Here is a 15,746-nt window from a genome sequence, read left to right on the forward strand (position 1 = left end):
ATTATTTACTCGTTGAGGTAACCTCTGCTTTAATTTTATCAAAGGTTACGTTTTCTGCAATTTGTCGTGCTGTTTGTGGTGGAATATCACCAACGACAGTAATTTCTTTATTACCATCAACTCGAGTGATTAACGTACGACGTCCTTGGCGAACCAATTGTCCTCGTCCAACAAAATTATCGGCATCAGAAACATAAACAGAAAAACTAAATAAACCATCACTGTACATTCGGCTTTCAACCGCACGCTCAGTTAATAGTAGTCGATGTCGATTACCGGCTATTAATGTAAAACCATTCGGTAACCAATTTACCGACCATTCCAGTTTTTTCTGTGGCTGTTGCGGTAATTGTACCACGGCCGGCAATTTAACTTGATCGAGCTTACTGAGCATTTCAGCAACTTTAGGATTCACGACAAATGACACAACACGGAATTGTTCCAGTAAGTCACCATCACGCCCCAATAAATCAGCGCGCATAACAAGGTGAGTCGCTTGATCTATCCACAATAAATAAGAATAACGATTACCGTCTTTAGGTGCGATACGAATAACATTACAGGCGACACCCGCTTCACGTGCGCGTCCCATAGCGATAAATTCATAATACTTAGACAGTTTATCTATATTGGCTTTCATTAACGGTAATATTGGCGCGACCATTTTATTACTTTTAATCGTAAAAGGATCGAGCCCTGGTTCAAAGTAACTCACCTCATCACCACGTTGAATCACCTCTTGTGGTGGACCACTGAGGAACAACAGATGACCATAACTTTGACCATTCTCTAATGCATGCCGATACCGCAATGTATCAATGCTATTTTTCTTAACCCAAATGTAAGACATCTCATAACTAAGATCTCGACTGGCTTGGCCCATTTGATGCAACAAAGCCTCTGTTGAAGGTTGAACCGCTTCAGCAGAGGCTTGGAGTGGCAACAATAGGCTGACCAATGCAAGCGCACCGACCAGAGTTTTTTTCATTAATCCGCCACAGAATTATTAGTATGTAATCGTGAATTATCAATACTACCATCTTCAGCATTAAACCGAAGTTGAAGTTCATAATCTTGTAACATCGAGTTAATTCGACGTCGTTGTTCCATTAACTGTGACTCAGATGGTGTCTGATTATCATCAACCATATTGGTATTTAGACTCACAGGCTCAGCTTTACCAACAAATGGAATGGTTTGCAGCACAGGCACATCATTACTGGTTGTTGTTGTAAGGTTGCTACCATTACCATCATATTGTTGGACACCAACAATCACCGCCAGCGAAACACATGCAGCCACAGCAACCTGACCAAACTGGGATAGCCAAGCGGGTAAGGTCCGCTTCGCTTTAAATGGGGTCGGTTGTTCTTCAGTAATAATCGGCGCAACAACGGCCTCAATATTAGTGGCCGTCGCACCAGTATGAGCAGGTTCAGCCTCTAGCGCTAACGCGACATTTTCTGCAATATTCCATTGTTTGCATTGCGGTACATCACCACGCATGACATCACCGATAAGGTTAAAGTCATGCCAGCTTTGCTCGCTATTTTTGTCAACAGTCAGCGCATTGATAATGCTCTGATCCAAATCTTCGCCATCAAGTAATGCCGAAATTTTTTCTTTATCAGCCATTTTTTCCACCGTTTGGTGCAACATTGTTATTGCTGCATAAGAGGACGAATACGTTTTTCTACCGTCTCTCGTGCACGGAATATACGTGAGCGAACTGTACCTACCGGACATCCCATTATTTCAGCGATTTCTTCATAGCTTAGACCATCCAGTTCACGCAATGAGATCGCTGTTTTAAGATCGTCAGGTAATGATTCAATCGTACTAAAAACAACCCGCTTCAATTCTTCAGACAACATTTGGTTCTCAGGGTTCGAAATTTCTTTAAGCGCATTTCCACTTTCATAATATTCCGCGTCTTCAGCATCAACATCAGATGCTGGCGGACGACGTCCCTGAGCAACTAAATAATTTTTTGCGGTATTAACAGCTATACGGTAAAGCCATGTATAAAATGCACTTTCACCACGAAATGAGGGTAAGGCACGATACGCTTTAATAAATGCTTCTTGAGCAACATCTGGCACATCACCAGAATTGCTAACATAACGTGAAACAAGGTTACAAACTTTATTCTGGTACTTAATAACCAGAAGGTTGAATGCTTGCTTATCTCCCCGCTGTACTCGCTCAATTAATACCTGATCAGTTTGCTGCTCGCTCATTCGAGCGTTTACTCCCATGTCTAACTGTTAGTAATATTGCATTCATCTCACGAGAACTAACACCGATAATGGCTGTAATTCGTTATTGATGCACAATGGTTTATTTAGATTATCCTGCCACTATAAGCGTTAGTCTCACCGTAAATAAAACACTGACTTATGAAATATTTATGAGCATGAGCACTACGTAAGACCGATGGATAATGGCAAAGTTCCACCGTCAGTAAAATAATTTTATGTTTTCGTTACCGTTAGGTTATTACCTGTAACAAAGTTAAACAAAGGTAGGATTAATAACTTTAGTCATTTTACCTGAAATAATAATACTAACGAGGATCTGTAACTGAAAAAAGTAAAATAATCACTAAAGTAGACTGCTGTTACTTCGCTAACATTTAACAATAATACTGCTAAAGTACCGTATATTAATGATATTTACGCTACTCAAACCCAAACAAACATGCGTTTTAATAACAATTTTGGTAGCATGAAATAAGATTATCACATGGACATGCAATCACTATGAATCAATTTCATCAACACGATAGCGACATTTTAGTCATTGGTAGTGGCGCAGCAGGACTGTCACTGGCACTACATTTAGCCCACCTAGGTAAAGTGACTATTTTATGCAAAGGGCCACTGAGTGAAGGTTCAACCTTTTATGCTCAAGGAGGTATCGCTGCCGTTTTTGATGAATCAGACAGTATCGCATCCCACGTTGAAGATACTTTGATTGCAGGAGCCCATCTGTGTGACCAAGACGTGGTGCAGTTTATCGCTGAAAATGCCAAGCAATGTGTACAATGGTTAATTGATGGTGGGGTGCCATTTGATCGAGAAGACACGGACACTGATGACGACCCCCGCTACCACCTAACATTAGAAGGTGGACACAGTCATCGTCGCATCCTTCATGCTGCTGATGCCACCGGAATGGCAATGCAAACCTCGCTCCAAGAACAAGCCCGTAATCATCCTAACATCACCATTCTTGAACGCCATAATGCCCTCGATTTAATCACTGAGAAAAAAATTAATCCCCAAGCAGTAACCAATCGTGCATTAGGTGCTTATGTTTGGAATCGAGACAAAGAGTGTGTTGAAACCCTAGCGGCTAAGTTTGTGGTTTTAGCCACAGGTGGTGCTTCAAAAGTATATCAATACACCTCAAACCCTGATGTATCATCCGGTGATGGCATTGCTATGGCATGGCGCGCAGGCTGTCGAGTCGCCAATCTAGAATTTAATCAATTTCATCCCACTTGCTTATTCCATCCCAAAGCACAGACCTTTTTATTAAGTGAAGCATTACGTGGCGAAGGGGCATATTTACGCCGTCCTGATGGCAGCCGTTTTATGTCAGAGTTTCACGAGAGTGCTGAACTGGCGCCACGAGATGTGGTTGCACGTGCGATCGATTACGAAATGAAGCGTTTAGGCGCCGATTGTATGTATCTCGATATTAGCCACAAACCCGCTGATTTCGTTAAAAGTCACTTTCCAACCATTGCTGAAAAATTGCAGGGTTACGGCATTGATATCACCCAAGATATGATTCCAATTGTTCCTGCTGCACACTATACCTGTGGTGGAGTGGTGGTAGATAAATCAGGTAAAACAGATATTGATGGTTTATATGCCATTGGTGAAGTGAGCTATACCGGTCTTCATGGTGCTAACCGCATGGCATCAAACTCACTGCTTGAGTGCGTAGTCTATGCATGGTCTGCTTCACAAGATATTGAGCGCCAATTTAAGACTATTTTACAGCCACAACAGCTGCCATTTTGGGATGACAGTAAAGTGACTAACTCTGATGAAGAAGTAGTCATTCAACATAACTGGCATGAATTACGATTATTTATGTGGGATTACGTCGGTATTGTCCGTTCAACCAAACGTTTAGAGCGTGCCATGCACCGAATTGAATTACTTAAGCACGAAATTGATGAATATTACTGTCATTTCCGAGTTTCAAATAATCTGCTCGAACTGCGTAATTTATTACAAGTTGCAGAACTAATAGTACGTTGTGCGATGGAACGTAAAGAAAGCCGAGGACTACACTATACTCTTGATTATCCAGAGCTTGATGAGCAAGCTACAGCAACCATTTTAGTGCCTGATAATTACTAGCTTCAATACGCTGTAACTCGCCAATACTATGGTGCTAATTATAATATTAGCATCATGGTTTATTTACTGAGGAAGCCGGCTTTAATAGCCCTAAATGAAGCCACATTTTTAGTTGCCGATAACGCAACTCATCGCAACTGTCATAACAGATAATGAGCCACTGATTTCGAGGATGTGACACCGACAAGACCACCAGCCAGCGGGTAACTAATTTCACCGCTACCATCTCCCCCCTTTGATTATGCCAGCGAAGATTACCATCACTATAAAGCCGTAACGGTCCCTGTTGGCGTAAATAATATTGATACATTCGCTGCCATTCAAATAATAATGCTTCGGCAAAAAAATAACTCAACGGCCAAAAAACAGGTGGAACGACACATAACAATAGTACTGCACCAAGATAACATCGACTCAGTGCAGTGTTCAGTAGCGGGGATAAGTTAAGCTTTAAATCAACGTAACTTGCTGTTGTTGTGAGCAACAATCTTATCAACCATCATTGCATGAGCAGCGTTATCACTGCGGCCATGCTGCATCATCCATTTAAATAAATCAGGATCGTCACATGTCAGTAGAGAAATAAAATCACGTTGTTGCTGCTCTGATAAATCATCAAAACACTCTTCAAAAAATGGCATCACCAACACGTCTAACTCTAACATGCCACGACGACATGCCCATTTTACGCGGGCTCTCTCTTCTGCAACTAACATACATAACCTCTATGTGCGTGCCTAATGGCTCACTGATAATCGAATACTTAGTGTATTTCCGTTATAACGATATTAACAGTCGTGCTCAATAACGACCATGCACCAGCGCAAACAATCGCTCAAGATGAGACCTAGCCCACCATAATGACATCTAATGAAAACAGCTAATTAACCCATCATGTAACCATGGTTAATTATTTTGTCCAGTTGGTATAACATAGCGCAATCATTACTGCATTTGTGGATACCATTATGAACACTTGGTCAACTCAACATAGTTTTACCCCACTCGCTTTAAGCACCACCGATTCTTTGCCTGATTTAGCCATAATCAACCTCAGCGATTGGGGCATGGTGACACTCGTTGGCCCAGACAGTAAATCATATTTACAAGGTCAATTAACCTGTGATGTGGTGTCATTAGCCGCAGATGCCTCGACCTTTGCTGGCCACTGTGACGCTAAAGGAAAATTACGTACGATTATGCGTGTTTTCCACTATCAGAATGGCTATGGCTTAGTGCAACGCCAAAGCGTGATGGCAAACCAATTACCCGAATTAAAAAAATATGCCGTATTTTCTAAAACAGAAATAACCCAAGCTGAAGTGGTTATTTTGGCGTTGGTTGGTCGCCAAGCTCAAGCAACGATTGATCATCATTTCAGTGGCGATGCTGATGTGCGTCATAACGACACTGCGACGGTAGTAAAAGTAGATAACGAACGTTGGTTAATCATAACCACTGCAGAGCAAGCTGATTCAGTGATCACCACCTTGACACCCACGGCAATTTTGGCAACCACTGACCTGTGGGATTTATATGATATTAAAGCTGCCATGCCGCGAATTGATAGCACCATCGAACTTGAGTTCATTCCACAAGCAGTTAATTTACAAGCCGTTAACGGTATTAGCTTTAAAAAAGGCTGCTATACCGGTCAAGAAACTGTCGCACGTGCTAAGTACCGTGGCATCAATAAACGCGCCATGTATATCGTTGCAGGCATAGCAACTCAGTGCCCACAAGCAGGTGATGCATTAGAGCGTAGCGTGGGTGAAAATTGGCGTAAAGGTGGTACAGTAATTTGTGGTTATCAATACAGTGACAATCAAGCATTGGCACTCGTGGTATTACCTAATGATCTCGACGCTGATAGCCAATTCCGGTTTGCAGCTAACCCAGATGCACTATGGCACAAACTCGATCTACCGTATGATCTTAATGCAGAATAATCAGATTGATACGCCAGTAACGCGGTTACTGGCTAGCGAAGGGGTTGATTACCGTTTACTACCGCATACTAAACCGGCCAAAACCATTGCCGAAGCAGCAGCAGAACGCGGGGTCGATCCACAGCATATGGTCAAATCAATATTGCTCAAAGATATGTCTGGGTTTCATGTATTGGCATGTGTACCTGGGCTGCAATCAGTTGATCCTAAAAAAGTACGGGCATTATTTGGTTGTCAGCGTATGACCTGCGCTGATGCTACCGAAGTTGAGAAAGTGACCGGATTAGTCATCGGGACTGTTGCACCTCTAGGGCTAAAACGCCCACTTGCGGTTGTGTTTGATGCCGCGATTACAGCCATTGAACACGTTAATATTAGCAGCGGTGATCGTATGGCTGGCATTGAGATCGCCACTGAAGACTTATTGATCTTGTGCGATCCCATCTTAGGCAATATTTGCCGAGATCAATCTTGATTGGTAATAACACATAGTTAAACTGGCGGTATTGATTAAGGTGCCGTTGGTTTAGTGAGATAATAGAGGAATAGACAATGGCGAGCCATCATCACGATATCAATTGGCGCGGTGTCGATCTGAATTTATTGATTGCCTTTGCGGCATTAATAGAAACCCGCAGTGTCACTAAAGCAGCCAATAAACTTGCCATTGGTCAATCAGCAATGAGCCATAATTTATCGCGTTTGCGCAGTTTATTAAATGATCCATTGTTTGAGCGTCATGGTCACCAAATGCTGCCAACTCAAACCGCGTTAGATCATGCTGCCACGGTTGATACTATTCTGTCACTGATCACCAATGAACTCCTACGCCCAAGCGTCTTTGTTCCAGCAGATTTCTGTGGCACTTTTAAAATAGGCTTAACCGATTATGCAGAGCTGCTCTTTGCGCCAGCCTTATATGATGCGATTCACCACCAAGCACCACAATGCCAACTGAGTTTCTTTAATGTTGATCGGCACAGTTATCACACAGACTTTAATCAGCACCGAATTGATGTGGTGATTGGATCCATGACTGATATGGGTAAAGATATTGAACATCAATATTTATACACTGAAGATCATGTTTGCCTTTACGATCAACAAGCCACAGGTCTTAACCAACACGTTAGTCTCGATCAATACAGTCAGCATCCACATGCGTTAGTTAGCCCTGATGGTAAATTAACCACGCAAGTCGATGACCAATTACAACGACAGGGATTTCAACGTCAAGTTGCGGTGGGATCACATAATTTTCTAACCATTAGACATTTACTGAGTGGCCGTGATTTAATCTGTGTGGTATCACGATTAATGGCACAACTGGATATTTTTAACGACCAACTCACTCAATGCCCACCGCCTGTCGCCATTGCTGATTTTGATATTCGATTATTATGGCTCCATCGCAACAGTAACCACCCTCGCAACCAATGGTTGCGCCAAGTCGTTGCCAGTACAGTAATAGCCCAAGTTAAACAACTTCGCATTGGTATATAGATCGCTATGGCAGAGCATAGTAGCTCTGCCAATATTATTCCTAGGCGCGGCTATTCGGTTCTTGAATCTGATAAAGTTTGTGTTCATCGCAAGGCTCATCACAATGACACTCTTTATTGACACCAACATTAGCAAGACCGCCACAACTGCCACTGATCGTTTGTCGTTTGACAAACCACCCAATTGCCATCGCCAATATCACCGCCACAAAAATCCCTAAGGTTAATAAAAAAGTGGTCATAGCTTGAGACCGCCTATCTTACCGAGGCCATTAACAATTGGACTTAGCATGCCAACTTTTACCGCTACTGGCGCTGATTTCTTAGAACCACAACCGCAGCCACATGCGCCTTTTTCTCGTTTACAAGCACGCCCCTGTTCTGCGCTCAGTAAGGCTTCTTTAGTCACCCCACCAGCTAAGAAATCCACTAATGATGTTCGTGGAGCAACACGACTAACACTGAATCCAGCTTGTAATAAACGCGCTAAAGATCGAGTACCAATATTACCTAATACAATTTCAGTCACATTAAGTGCTGCTAGTTGGCGTTGCAGAATTTTTTTATGCTTACACCCCAATTCACGACTGCCACTATTTTCAAGCTGTTCAATTAGTTGACCTTGTTGATCATAAATAGCAAACGTTGCTGCTTTACCAAAATGGCCCGCTATTTGATTTCTGGGAGTCAATGCAATTGCTATTAACATAAATTAATCCTCGATAGTCTGTATGCTGTCTGATGCTAACTCTAATGCCATGCCCATCACTAACGCCTGTGCTACTTTGTGTCGCCCTCGAGCAATAATATTGCCTAGGGTTTGACGTGACACACCCAACTGTTGCGCAGCTTCAAGCTGTTGCAAACCTAACATATCGACCAATCTCAATGCCTCTAATTCATCACTTGCCAATGCCAGTTTCGGCAATTGCTTCATTGGTACACCATTAGGCTTAAAACAGCTATAAGCTGGACGGCAAGCTATCTTTCTTACAATTTTAGGTCTTGCCATGATGATCATAACCCCTGTTCATTGACGGTTATTATTGGCATACGCCAAAAACTCCGCATTGATCTAGGATCATAAATCATCATCTAAGTACCAATTTCAATCAATAACCCCCAACACAAATAACATCGTTTTTAAAATATCAGCACAATATATCGTAATCGTATCTAATTCATTACTCACTACTGCGCTTAGAAATCACACTGCTAGAACAAAAACCAACCACCGATAATTAATTTAACGCTAACATCGCTAAACAGGTTGATATCCTCGCAAATAAATCAGCTCGAACTAGAGATACCAGCCTCGATAATAAATTATAAAAAAAGACACAAATCAGAATATTAATCTAAATATTAGATTTGTTATTACATAATAAGTCGATAAATGAAACTTATCGTGAAATTTATGCTGATAGTGTCACAGAAGTGTCATCGCCCTTAACGTATACTTAGCACGTTAATCGCCAGGATGGTCGGAGTTAAACTGTATTATGCGGATGTTCAAACGCTACTTGCCTAAATTAATCGCCAAGCATGTTAGTCGTATATTTAATGGAAGAATTTATATTGATGGCCGTGGCGGCTATCATTTTGAGAAAGGAATATTGTTGGTACCACTAAAGGCCCAACAACATCATTATGATACGGTTAACGAGGTTAACCTAGAAATTAAGCGCCTACGTGAAGTTTATTAAAGACGATATTTATTAAAAATAAACTCTTCGCTAAATAAACCACATCAAGCCCACTTCATTGGGTGGGCTTTAATCGTAGCAACTACTCATCGTCAGCGATGGATGCTAAATAATCTTCAGCATCAAGCAACTCATCTAAATCCTCTTCAACATCAATTCGAATTTGAAATAGCCATCCATCACCATAAGGATCGCTATTGACCAACTCTGGTGCAGCATCAAGATCATCATTGATTGTTATGATCGTGCCAGTACACGGCGCATAAATATCTGATGCTGCTTTTACCGATTCAATAACCGCACACTCTTCTCCAGCATCAACAGCAGCCCCGCTATCAGGCAAATCAATAAAAACCATATCACCTAATAGCGCTTGAGCGTGATCACTAATACCAACGGTGTAAATTCCATCACCTTCATCACGCAACCATTCATGAGTATGAGTAAATTTTAATTCAGAGGGTACATAGCTCATTCACACATCCTTTTTAATCTCACCATTAATCGGTAACTATCACTCCATTTATTACTGTAGGTGAAAAAAAAATTTTTGCTCAATTTTAGATATAAAAAAAACCACAACAAAAAAATGCTATGGCTTCATAAATTATCACTGGAATAGTTACTTAATTAGAGACTATTTATAACGCGCTAACTCAGGCAATTCACCACTTAACCCTAAAGCACGTCGCATAAACTCATCTTTGACCCCAGGCGCTTTATTAGCGAATAGCATGCCAAGATCGCGTACTAATTTCTTGGCAGGATGTGCACCATCAAACAGAGTCTTAAAGCCTTGCATTGCAGTGATCATTTTTGCAGCTTCAGCTTTACGCCAGCGTTCGTAATGACGTAAATTGACCTGTTTACCAATGTCTTTATTTGCCTGCCATAAGCCAATAATTTCTTGCGCTAATGCCGCTGCATCTAGTAACCCTAAGTTAACGCCTTGGCCTGCAAGCGGGTGAATAGTATGAGCAGCATCTCCCACTAATGCCACTCGTTCACGCACAAAATCTTGGGCATAACGCATTTTAAGTGGAAATGCTTGCCGCTCTCCCTCTACACGACACAAGCCTAAACGATGATCAAACGCAGCAGTTAAGTGTTGATTAAATACCTCATCACTGACATCACATAAGGTTAATGCTTGCTCTGGCGGTAGTGACCATACAATTGAACATAGATCTTTTTCAGCTAACGGAAGAAAGGCTAATGGACCATCTGGACGGAAAATTTGACGCGCTGTTTGCAAGTGAGGTTCATCACAACGAATATTTGCCACCAACGCACTATGACCATAATCCCAATGGGTCAGCGGAATATCAACATGTTGACGTAACCATGAATTCGCACCATCAGCACCAACCACTAATTTAGCCGTTAGATTTTTACCTGATTCCAATGTGAGCCAGGCTTCAGTTTCACCAAAAGCAATATTTTGGCACCTATCTGGAGCCATTAAAATCACATTTTGCTGCTTGCTAACCCGATCAAGTAACGCTAATTGAATCACGCGATTCTCAACAATATGGCCTAAATCTGGTTGCGCTAGTCGTTCAGCATCAAAATCAATACGAGCAAAACTGTCTTGTTCCCATACTTCCATTTTACTGTAAGGGCTCATACGACGGTCGCAAATTCCTTCCCAAGCCCCAACACCACGTAATATTCTCTCACTGGCACGGCTTAGTGCCGACACGCGTACATCAGGTAAGGCTGCCAACTTAGGATCAGGTAACTGACCTTCAATCACTGCTACTCGTAATTCGGTATCGGCTAACGCTGCTGCCAGCGTTAAGCCCACCATTCCACCACCGATAATGGCGACATCAACATTTTGCATCATAGCTATCGTTTTACCTGTCCCATGGCACGGCGTAACAGCGGTGCTTGAAGTGTGTTAGAAAGGCTCATTGTCATCAAGCCCAGATTACGCCCAGCAACGAGCGCAGGATTATCATTGGCAAACAAGCTAACCAAGCCGGCAGTCATCGCAATAGTTGCCTGTCGATCAGGCAACCGTCGTTCACGATAACGACCTAATACTGTCGGTAAACCAATATCGGCATTGCATTTAACCCCCGCTGTAATTTCCTCTGCTAAGGTCATTACATCACGAAGTCCAAGGTTAAATCCTTGACCTGCAATAGGATGGAGCGTTTGCGCAGCATTACCAATTACCGCAACTCGATGTGACACTAACCGTTGTGCTTGGCGTAATATTAATGGATAACAATTACGCTCACCGACCATAGTTAATGCCCCTAATCGCCATCCAAATAGCGCTTGTAATTCCGCTAAGAATTGCTGATTAGTCAATGACATGATTCGAGCTTGTTGCTGTGGCTCAATACACCAAACTAGTGAACTACGTCCCTGAGACATGGGTAACAATGCGACGGGCCCATGTTTAGTAAAGCGTTCAAAAGCTTGGCCCCGATGAGGCTCTGAGGTGGTGATATTGGCAATGATCGCCACTTGCTCAAAATCATGCTCACTGCGACCGATATTTAATAAATCACAGCAATGGGATACAGCACCATCAGCCGCAACCACTAACTTAGTCCGTAACCGTTTACCGTTATTTAAACGCACTAACGCTTCTGATTGAGTACGCTCTATATGCTCAACTTTTGCGGGACAAAACAGATCAATGTGTGGACGAGTGGCTAACTGGTGGTGAAATATCGCCCCTGCAGCCGCTAACTCAATGACATAACCTAAAGCATCAACAGCCAGTTGTTGAGCTGACAATTCAACCATTCCGGCATGACCTCGATCGGACACATGAATGTGCTTGATCGCCGTCGTGACAGTAGCCAATGCTGGCCAAAGCTGAATCGAGTCTAATAACCGGCTAGATCCATGAGAAACAGCAATACTACGGGCATCATAACCTGGATGTTGCTGATCATCTGTCGCCACAGCTTCAACCACAGCGATATGTAATTGATGCTGAGTTAATTCATCAAGTGCGATAGCTAAACACGCACCAACCATTGCGCCACCCGCAATAACCACATCATATTGCTTCACATTTTGTCCCTTTCGCAATAGAAATTATTAGTGAACGGTTGGCTGCTCATCAGCATCATCATTCACTAGTCGTTGACCTAATTCAGAATGACAACTCAACACACACATACGTACATGTTCAACCACTTGCTCAAATAATGCCGCTTGTTCTTCAAGATCGTCATCCTCATCAATACCAAGTTGAGAAATCTCTTGTAGATCAGCCAGCGCTTCGGTGATTTCCTCAGACAATTGATTTTTTTGTAAATCCATTAGCCCTAAGCCCGAAATAAAACTATTTACCCACTCTGTTAATGCTTCTGCGCGATCAGATAACGGTTCATCATCATCAGGCATTAACAACGAAAATTCAAATCCACCACCGATTAACTCTTCAGCGGTAGTCGTAAATAATGTCCGTACCATCATCTTAGCGCCATCAGTCATTGGCTCGCCTTCATTAGCGTAGTCACATACTGGACCCGCCCAGCTCTCATCATCAACAGCGAGACCACCACAAATCATCCCACTGAGTAAACCATGTAACTCAGCAGGTACCGCTGCTAGGCCTTGCTCTTTTAAAGCCGCTTCAACAGCTGAGTATGTCGGTAGGGTTATTTCACTCATGGTTTATCACCTTTGTAGTTGACACAATTTAAGATAAATTTTTTATAGGTATGACATAACAATCACGTTTGTCATTAAGATTACACTGTTTGAAATTGTACCAAACAATAATCACGCTTACGGCTTAGTTGATATAATAAATAGCAATGAGCGAATGACGGCACTGTGTTATGCTAACATTTAAGCCTAATTCGGCAAATAATAACACTAGTGATAACGTTCAATCCTTAATCAACTCCTTGACGAGTCTGATTAATATCTGTTTAGTCAGAACATATTGAACCGAAACCGCGATATAGTCGCTTGCATCTTGTGTAGGGTTTTCCTATATTGACCCTCGTCGCAAGCGGAATGAATACCCATTCTGGCACGGAGCAAATCGAAGGTTTATGAGTACTCAGGCTGTAGAAATTCAAGTATTGGGCCGAAAATTAAAAGTTAATTGTCCAACGGGTCAAGAAGATGCATTACGTGCCGCGGCGGCAGATTTTGACCAACGCTTGAAAGATATGTCTGCGCGTAGTAACGTATCCGTAGAACAATTATTAATCTTTACTGGCCTCAACATCAGTAACGAGTTGCATTTAGAGCGACAAGAACACAATCGCAATGCTGAATTAATATCCAATAAAATCAATTCAATAGAAGAAAATCTGGATAAAGTATTGCAATATCAGCCAAAGCGTTGATAATGAATTAACCCTGGGGTGTACGTCAGTGAATGAATGTCCCCGAGCCGATAAGCAAATACCCAGGATTGGCTTTTTTATTAGCTATTGTGCATGCTCAGCCTGACTGAGAAGCCTGCGGTTAATGTTGCCAGTCCACCTTGAACATCTGGTTCAAGGGCCTTATTTCGCAACGGCACCTTGGGGTCTCTCTTTTGCATCCCACTTTATTTCTCAGCATTAGCACTTTACAATCCCTAAACACCCACAGTTCATGGATTGGATACTTAAGTGATGACACCCTCCATTGCAGCTACCCAACAGTTACGCCATCAACTTCGACAGCAAATTCGTCACGCTAGACGACAATTATCTGCTCAACAGCAACAACATGCAGCGCAACAACTATCCCTGCGCTTACAAACCTTAGATCATATCCAACATAGCCAGCATATTGCCGTTTACATTGCCAATGACGGTGAAATTGATCCGCAACCATTTATAGAATGGCTATGGCAGCAAGGTAAGTCGGTTTATCTACCAGTATTGCACCCTTTCAGTAAGGGCCATCTGTTGTTTTTACACTATGATGCAACGACTCCGATGACGACCAATCGTTATCAGATTCATGAGCCTAAATTAGATGTGCGTCGTGTTAAGCCCATTGCTGAACTGGATGTTATTTGTACCCCGTTAGTTGCCTTTGATAATAATGGCCAACGACTTGGTATGGGAGGGGGCTATTATGATCGCACCTTAGGCCAATGGCACCAACACCGTCGTGGGCCTTATCCAATCGGTATTGGTCATGATTGCCAATATATTCCCCAGTTACCAAATCAACAATGGGATGTGCCACTACCAATAATCATCACTCCTAACCACCAATTTATAGAAGCCTAACACCATCACGCAAACGATTGGCTTTTCGTTAAAAAAAACTGAATATAATTGTATGTTATTCAAAAAGTTATATTTTTAGTTTTAAGTTTGCACTGTTTAACCATAGAATCCAACTGACGAAATCACTTCGGTTAGCTATAATCACCTTTCGCATAATTGAGGTCATTACGAGGAGAACGGCATGACACAAGATGAAATGAAAAAAGCAGCGGGCTGGGCAGCACTTGAGTACGTAACGAAAAACAGTATTGTTGGTGTAGGTACTGGTTCGACCGTTAATCACTTCATCGATGCCTTGGCAACTCGTAAAGAAGAAATCAAAGGAGCGGTTTCAAGCTCTATTGCTTCAACTGAGCGCCTAGAGCAAATTGGCATCAAAGTCTTTGATGCTAACGAGGTGGCAAGCCTTGATATTTATGTTGATGGCGCAGATGAAATCAATGCCCAATTTGACATGATCAAAGGTGGCGGCGCAGCATTAACCCGCGAAAAAATCGTCGCTGCAATTGCAGAGAAATTTATCTGTATTGTTGATAACACCAAACAAGTTGATGTACTTGGTCAATTCCCATTACCAGTAGAAGTTATTCCAATGGCACGATCTTTCATCGGTCGTGAATTAGTCAAGCTAGGTGGTGATCCGGTATACCGTGAAGGTGTGATCACAGATAATGGTAATATCATTCTTGATGTTTACAATATGGCGATCACCGATCCTAAAGCAATGGAAGATAGTATCAACGCCTTACCTGGTGTAGTTACTGTTGGTCTATTTGCTCACCGTGGCGCAGATGTGTTAGTTGTCGGCTCACCTGAAGGAACTAAAATCATCGAAAAATAATGATTAATTCGTTATTTGGTTACAAAACGGCAGTCATTGATCGTTCGCGAATCATTAGCTGCCGTTTTTTATTGGCTTTTTTGTAATATTCTTACCCTTAATGGTTAAATTTTGATACTTTATTAAACAGCATGTAGCAAACATTTAACCATT

General features: G+C 42.1%; 20 protein-coding genes and 1 other RNA gene. 9 read left to right on the plus strand and 12 right to left on the minus strand.

The genetic code is table 11. The annotated features are described in order from the left end of the window. Position 1 precedes the first annotated feature (1 nt). From rseB to rpoE, 3 genes are read right to left on the minus strand one after another with little or no spacing between them, the layout of a single operon-like run. Positions 2 to 988 (minus strand): sigma-E factor regulatory protein RseB, encoded by a 987-nt coding sequence (gene rseB, locus C0W29_RS08595; RefSeq protein ID WP_045043440.1) that lies wholly within the window; start codon positions 986 to 988, stop codon positions 2 to 4. Beyond that, the gene (locus C0W29_RS08600) at positions 988 to 1,635 is read right to left on the minus strand and encodes an RseA family anti-sigma factor (protein WP_045043467.1); all 648 of its coding nucleotides are present in this window, start codon (positions 1,633 to 1,635) and stop codon (positions 988 to 990) included. The genes rseB and C0W29_RS08600 overlap by 1 nt, the downstream gene beginning before the upstream one ends. A gap of 26 nt (positions 1,636 to 1,661) precedes the next feature. Next, on the minus strand, positions 1,662 to 2,240 hold the full coding sequence (gene rpoE / locus C0W29_RS08605; protein ID WP_036793312.1) for an RNA polymerase sigma factor RpoE: 579 nt from the start codon (positions 2,238 to 2,240) through the stop codon (positions 1,662 to 1,664). Between the two features lie 522 nt (positions 2,241 to 2,762). Here rpoE and nadB point away from each other — a divergent pair. After that, positions 2,763 to 4,379: an L-aspartate oxidase gene (gene nadB / locus C0W29_RS08610; protein WP_045043439.1), complete on the plus strand. Its 1,617-nt coding sequence runs from the start codon at positions 2,763 to 2,765 to the stop codon at positions 4,377 to 4,379. Between the two features lie 52 nt (positions 4,380 to 4,431). Here nadB and C0W29_RS08615 read toward each other — a convergent pair whose 3' ends face one another. Together C0W29_RS08615 and C0W29_RS08620 are read right to left on the minus strand one after the other, a co-directional pair. Further along, positions 4,432 to 4,866, minus strand: coding sequence for a protein YgfX (locus C0W29_RS08615; RefSeq protein WP_158260017.1), 435 nt, complete (start codon positions 4,864 to 4,866; stop codon positions 4,432 to 4,434). After that, positions 4,835 to 5,095, minus strand: a complete 261-nt coding sequence (locus C0W29_RS08620) for an FAD assembly factor SdhE (protein WP_045043437.1) — start codon at positions 5,093 to 5,095, stop codon at positions 4,835 to 4,837. Before C0W29_RS08620 ends, C0W29_RS08615 begins: the two co-directional genes overlap by 32 nt. 252 nt (positions 5,096 to 5,347) lie before the next feature. On the opposite strand from C0W29_RS08620, the gene ygfZ reads away from it, so the two are divergent. The 3 genes from ygfZ to C0W29_RS08635 all read left to right on the plus strand — a co-directional run bounded on the left by ygfZ (position 5,348) and on the right by C0W29_RS08635 (position 7,831). Next, the gene (gene ygfZ / locus C0W29_RS08625) at positions 5,348 to 6,328 is read left to right on the plus strand and encodes a tRNA-modifying protein YgfZ (protein ID WP_045045428.1); all 981 of its coding nucleotides are present in this window, start codon (positions 5,348 to 5,350) and stop codon (positions 6,326 to 6,328) included. Further along, complete coding sequence (locus C0W29_RS08630) at positions 6,318 to 6,803, plus strand: aminoacyl-tRNA deacylase (protein ID WP_045045445.1); 486 nt, start codon at positions 6,318 to 6,320, stop codon at positions 6,801 to 6,803. Before ygfZ ends, C0W29_RS08630 begins: the two co-directional genes overlap by 11 nt. A gap of 77 nt (positions 6,804 to 6,880) precedes the next feature. After that, entirely contained in the window at positions 6,881 to 7,831 is a 951-nt protein-coding gene (locus C0W29_RS08635) for a LysR family transcriptional regulator (RefSeq protein WP_045045427.1), read from the plus strand. 40 nt (positions 7,832 to 7,871) lie between these two features. On the opposite strand, the gene nqrM is transcribed toward C0W29_RS08635, so the two are convergent. From nqrM to C0W29_RS08650, 3 genes are read right to left on the minus strand one after another with little or no spacing between them, the layout of a single operon-like run. Then, positions 7,872 to 8,072, minus strand: a complete 201-nt coding sequence (nqrM, locus tag C0W29_RS08640) for a (Na+)-NQR maturation NqrM (protein WP_036793306.1) — start codon at positions 8,070 to 8,072, stop codon at positions 7,872 to 7,874. Continuing rightward, a complete protein-coding gene (locus C0W29_RS08645; protein WP_045043433.1) occupies positions 8,069 to 8,539 on the minus strand; it encodes a NifB/NifX family molybdenum-iron cluster-binding protein in 471 nt (156 codons plus the stop codon). Before C0W29_RS08645 ends, nqrM begins: the two co-directional genes overlap by 4 nt. Before the next feature lie 3 nt (positions 8,540 to 8,542). Then, positions 8,543 to 8,842, minus strand: a complete 300-nt coding sequence (locus tag C0W29_RS08650; protein ID WP_036793304.1) for a DUF134 domain-containing protein — start codon at positions 8,840 to 8,842, stop codon at positions 8,543 to 8,545. Between the two features lie 490 nt (positions 8,843 to 9,332). Here C0W29_RS08650 and C0W29_RS08655 point away from each other — a divergent pair, with 490 nt between their 5' ends. Further along, the gene (locus tag C0W29_RS08655; RefSeq protein WP_036793303.1) at positions 9,333 to 9,536 is read left to right on the plus strand and encodes a DUF1107 domain-containing protein; all 204 of its coding nucleotides are present in this window, start codon (positions 9,333 to 9,335) and stop codon (positions 9,534 to 9,536) included. Positions 9,537 to 9,618: 82 nt separating this feature from the next. Here C0W29_RS08655 and gcvH read toward each other — a convergent pair whose 3' ends face one another. The 4 genes from gcvH to C0W29_RS08675 all read right to left on the minus strand — a co-directional run bounded on the left by gcvH (position 9,619) and on the right by C0W29_RS08675 (position 13,181). Further along, positions 9,619 to 10,011: a glycine cleavage system protein GcvH gene (gcvH, locus tag C0W29_RS08660; RefSeq protein WP_045043432.1), complete on the minus strand. Its 393-nt coding sequence runs from the start codon at positions 10,009 to 10,011 to the stop codon at positions 9,619 to 9,621. Positions 10,012 to 10,173: 162 nt separating this feature from the next. Next, positions 10,174 to 11,385: an FAD-dependent 2-octaprenylphenol hydroxylase gene (locus C0W29_RS08665; RefSeq protein ID WP_045045426.1), complete on the minus strand. Its 1,212-nt coding sequence runs from the start codon at positions 11,383 to 11,385 to the stop codon at positions 10,174 to 10,176. Between the two features lie 2 nt (positions 11,386 to 11,387). Further along, positions 11,388 to 12,575 carry a 2-octaprenyl-6-methoxyphenyl hydroxylase gene (ubiH, locus tag C0W29_RS08670; protein WP_080888919.1) on the minus strand — a complete coding sequence of 396 codons (1,188 nt, stop codon included), beginning with the start codon at positions 12,573 to 12,575 and terminating at the stop codon, positions 11,388 to 11,390. Between the two features lie 27 nt (positions 12,576 to 12,602). Further along, complete coding sequence (locus tag C0W29_RS08675; RefSeq protein ID WP_045043430.1) at positions 12,603 to 13,181, minus strand: YecA/YgfB family protein; 579 nt, start codon at positions 13,179 to 13,181, stop codon at positions 12,603 to 12,605. 389 nt (positions 13,182 to 13,570) lie between these two features. Between C0W29_RS08675 and C0W29_RS08680 the strand changes: the two genes are divergently transcribed. The 4 genes from C0W29_RS08680 to rpiA all read left to right on the plus strand — a co-directional run bounded on the left by C0W29_RS08680 (position 13,571) and on the right by rpiA (position 15,593). Then, positions 13,571 to 13,870: a cell division protein ZapA gene (locus C0W29_RS08680; RefSeq protein ID WP_036793298.1), complete on the plus strand. Its 300-nt coding sequence runs from the start codon at positions 13,571 to 13,573 to the stop codon at positions 13,868 to 13,870. Positions 13,871 to 13,877: 7 nt separating this feature from the next. Beyond that, a non-coding RNA gene (ssrS, locus tag C0W29_RS08685) (6S RNA) lies at positions 13,878 to 14,061 on the plus strand. A gap of 82 nt (positions 14,062 to 14,143) precedes the next feature. Then, on the plus strand, positions 14,144 to 14,752 hold the full coding sequence (locus C0W29_RS08690) for a 5-formyltetrahydrofolate cyclo-ligase (protein ID WP_045045425.1): 609 nt from the start codon (positions 14,144 to 14,146) through the stop codon (positions 14,750 to 14,752). A 181-nt stretch (positions 14,753 to 14,933) separates the two neighbouring features. Continuing rightward, complete coding sequence (rpiA, locus tag C0W29_RS08695) at positions 14,934 to 15,593, plus strand: ribose-5-phosphate isomerase RpiA (protein ID WP_045043428.1); 660 nt, start codon at positions 14,934 to 14,936, stop codon at positions 15,591 to 15,593. Positions 15,594 to 15,746: the final 153 nt, after the last annotated feature.

It is taken from the genome of Photobacterium kishitanii, assembly GCF_003026355.1.
In the GTDB taxonomy this organism is placed as follows: domain Bacteria; phylum Pseudomonadota; class Gammaproteobacteria; order Enterobacterales; family Vibrionaceae; genus Photobacterium; species Photobacterium kishitanii.

Bases quoted from the DNA above. Each gene is read 5' to 3' on its own strand.
- rseB (WP_045043440.1), bottom strand. From the start codon at position 988: ATGAAAAAAACTCTGGTCGGTGCGCTTGCATTGGTCAGCCTATTGTTG.
- C0W29_RS08600 (WP_045043467.1), bottom strand. From the start codon at position 1,635: ATGGCTGATAAAGAAAAAATTTCGGCATTACTTGATGGCGAAGATTTG.
- rpoE (WP_036793312.1), bottom strand. From the start codon at position 2,240: ATGAGCGAGCAGCAAACTGATCAGGTATTAATTGAGCGAGTACAGCGG.
- nadB (WP_045043439.1), top strand. From the start codon at position 2,763: ATGAATCAATTTCATCAACACGATAGCGACATTTTAGTCATTGGTAGT.
- C0W29_RS08620 (WP_045043437.1), bottom strand. From the start codon at position 5,095: ATGTTAGTTGCAGAAGAGAGAGCCCGCGTAAAATGGGCATGTCGTCGT.
- ygfZ (WP_045045428.1), top strand. From the start codon at position 5,348: ATGAACACTTGGTCAACTCAACATAGTTTTACCCCACTCGCTTTAAGC.
- C0W29_RS08630 (WP_045045445.1), top strand. From the start codon at position 6,318: ATGCAGAATAATCAGATTGATACGCCAGTAACGCGGTTACTGGCTAGC.
- C0W29_RS08635 (WP_045045427.1), top strand. From the start codon at position 6,881: ATGGCGAGCCATCATCACGATATCAATTGGCGCGGTGTCGATCTGAAT.
- nqrM (WP_036793306.1), bottom strand. From the start codon at position 8,072: ATGACCACTTTTTTATTAACCTTAGGGATTTTTGTGGCGGTGATATTG.
- C0W29_RS08645 (WP_045043433.1), bottom strand. From the start codon at position 8,539: ATGTTAATAGCAATTGCATTGACTCCCAGAAATCAAATAGCGGGCCAT.
- C0W29_RS08650 (WP_036793304.1), bottom strand. From the start codon at position 8,842: ATGGCAAGACCTAAAATTGTAAGAAAGATAGCTTGCCGTCCAGCTTAT.
- C0W29_RS08655 (WP_036793303.1), top strand. From the start codon at position 9,333: ATGCGGATGTTCAAACGCTACTTGCCTAAATTAATCGCCAAGCATGTT.
- gcvH (WP_045043432.1), bottom strand. From the start codon at position 10,011: ATGAGCTATGTACCCTCTGAATTAAAATTTACTCATACTCATGAATGG.
- C0W29_RS08665 (WP_045045426.1), bottom strand. From the start codon at position 11,385: ATGATGCAAAATGTTGATGTCGCCATTATCGGTGGTGGAATGGTGGGC.
- C0W29_RS08675 (WP_045043430.1), bottom strand. From the start codon at position 13,181: ATGAGTGAAATAACCCTACCGACATACTCAGCTGTTGAAGCGGCTTTA.
- C0W29_RS08680 (WP_036793298.1), top strand. From the start codon at position 13,571: ATGAGTACTCAGGCTGTAGAAATTCAAGTATTGGGCCGAAAATTAAAA.
- C0W29_RS08690 (WP_045045425.1), top strand. From the start codon at position 14,144: ATGACACCCTCCATTGCAGCTACCCAACAGTTACGCCATCAACTTCGA.
- rpiA (WP_045043428.1), top strand. From the start codon at position 14,934: ATGACACAAGATGAAATGAAAAAAGCAGCGGGCTGGGCAGCACTTGAG.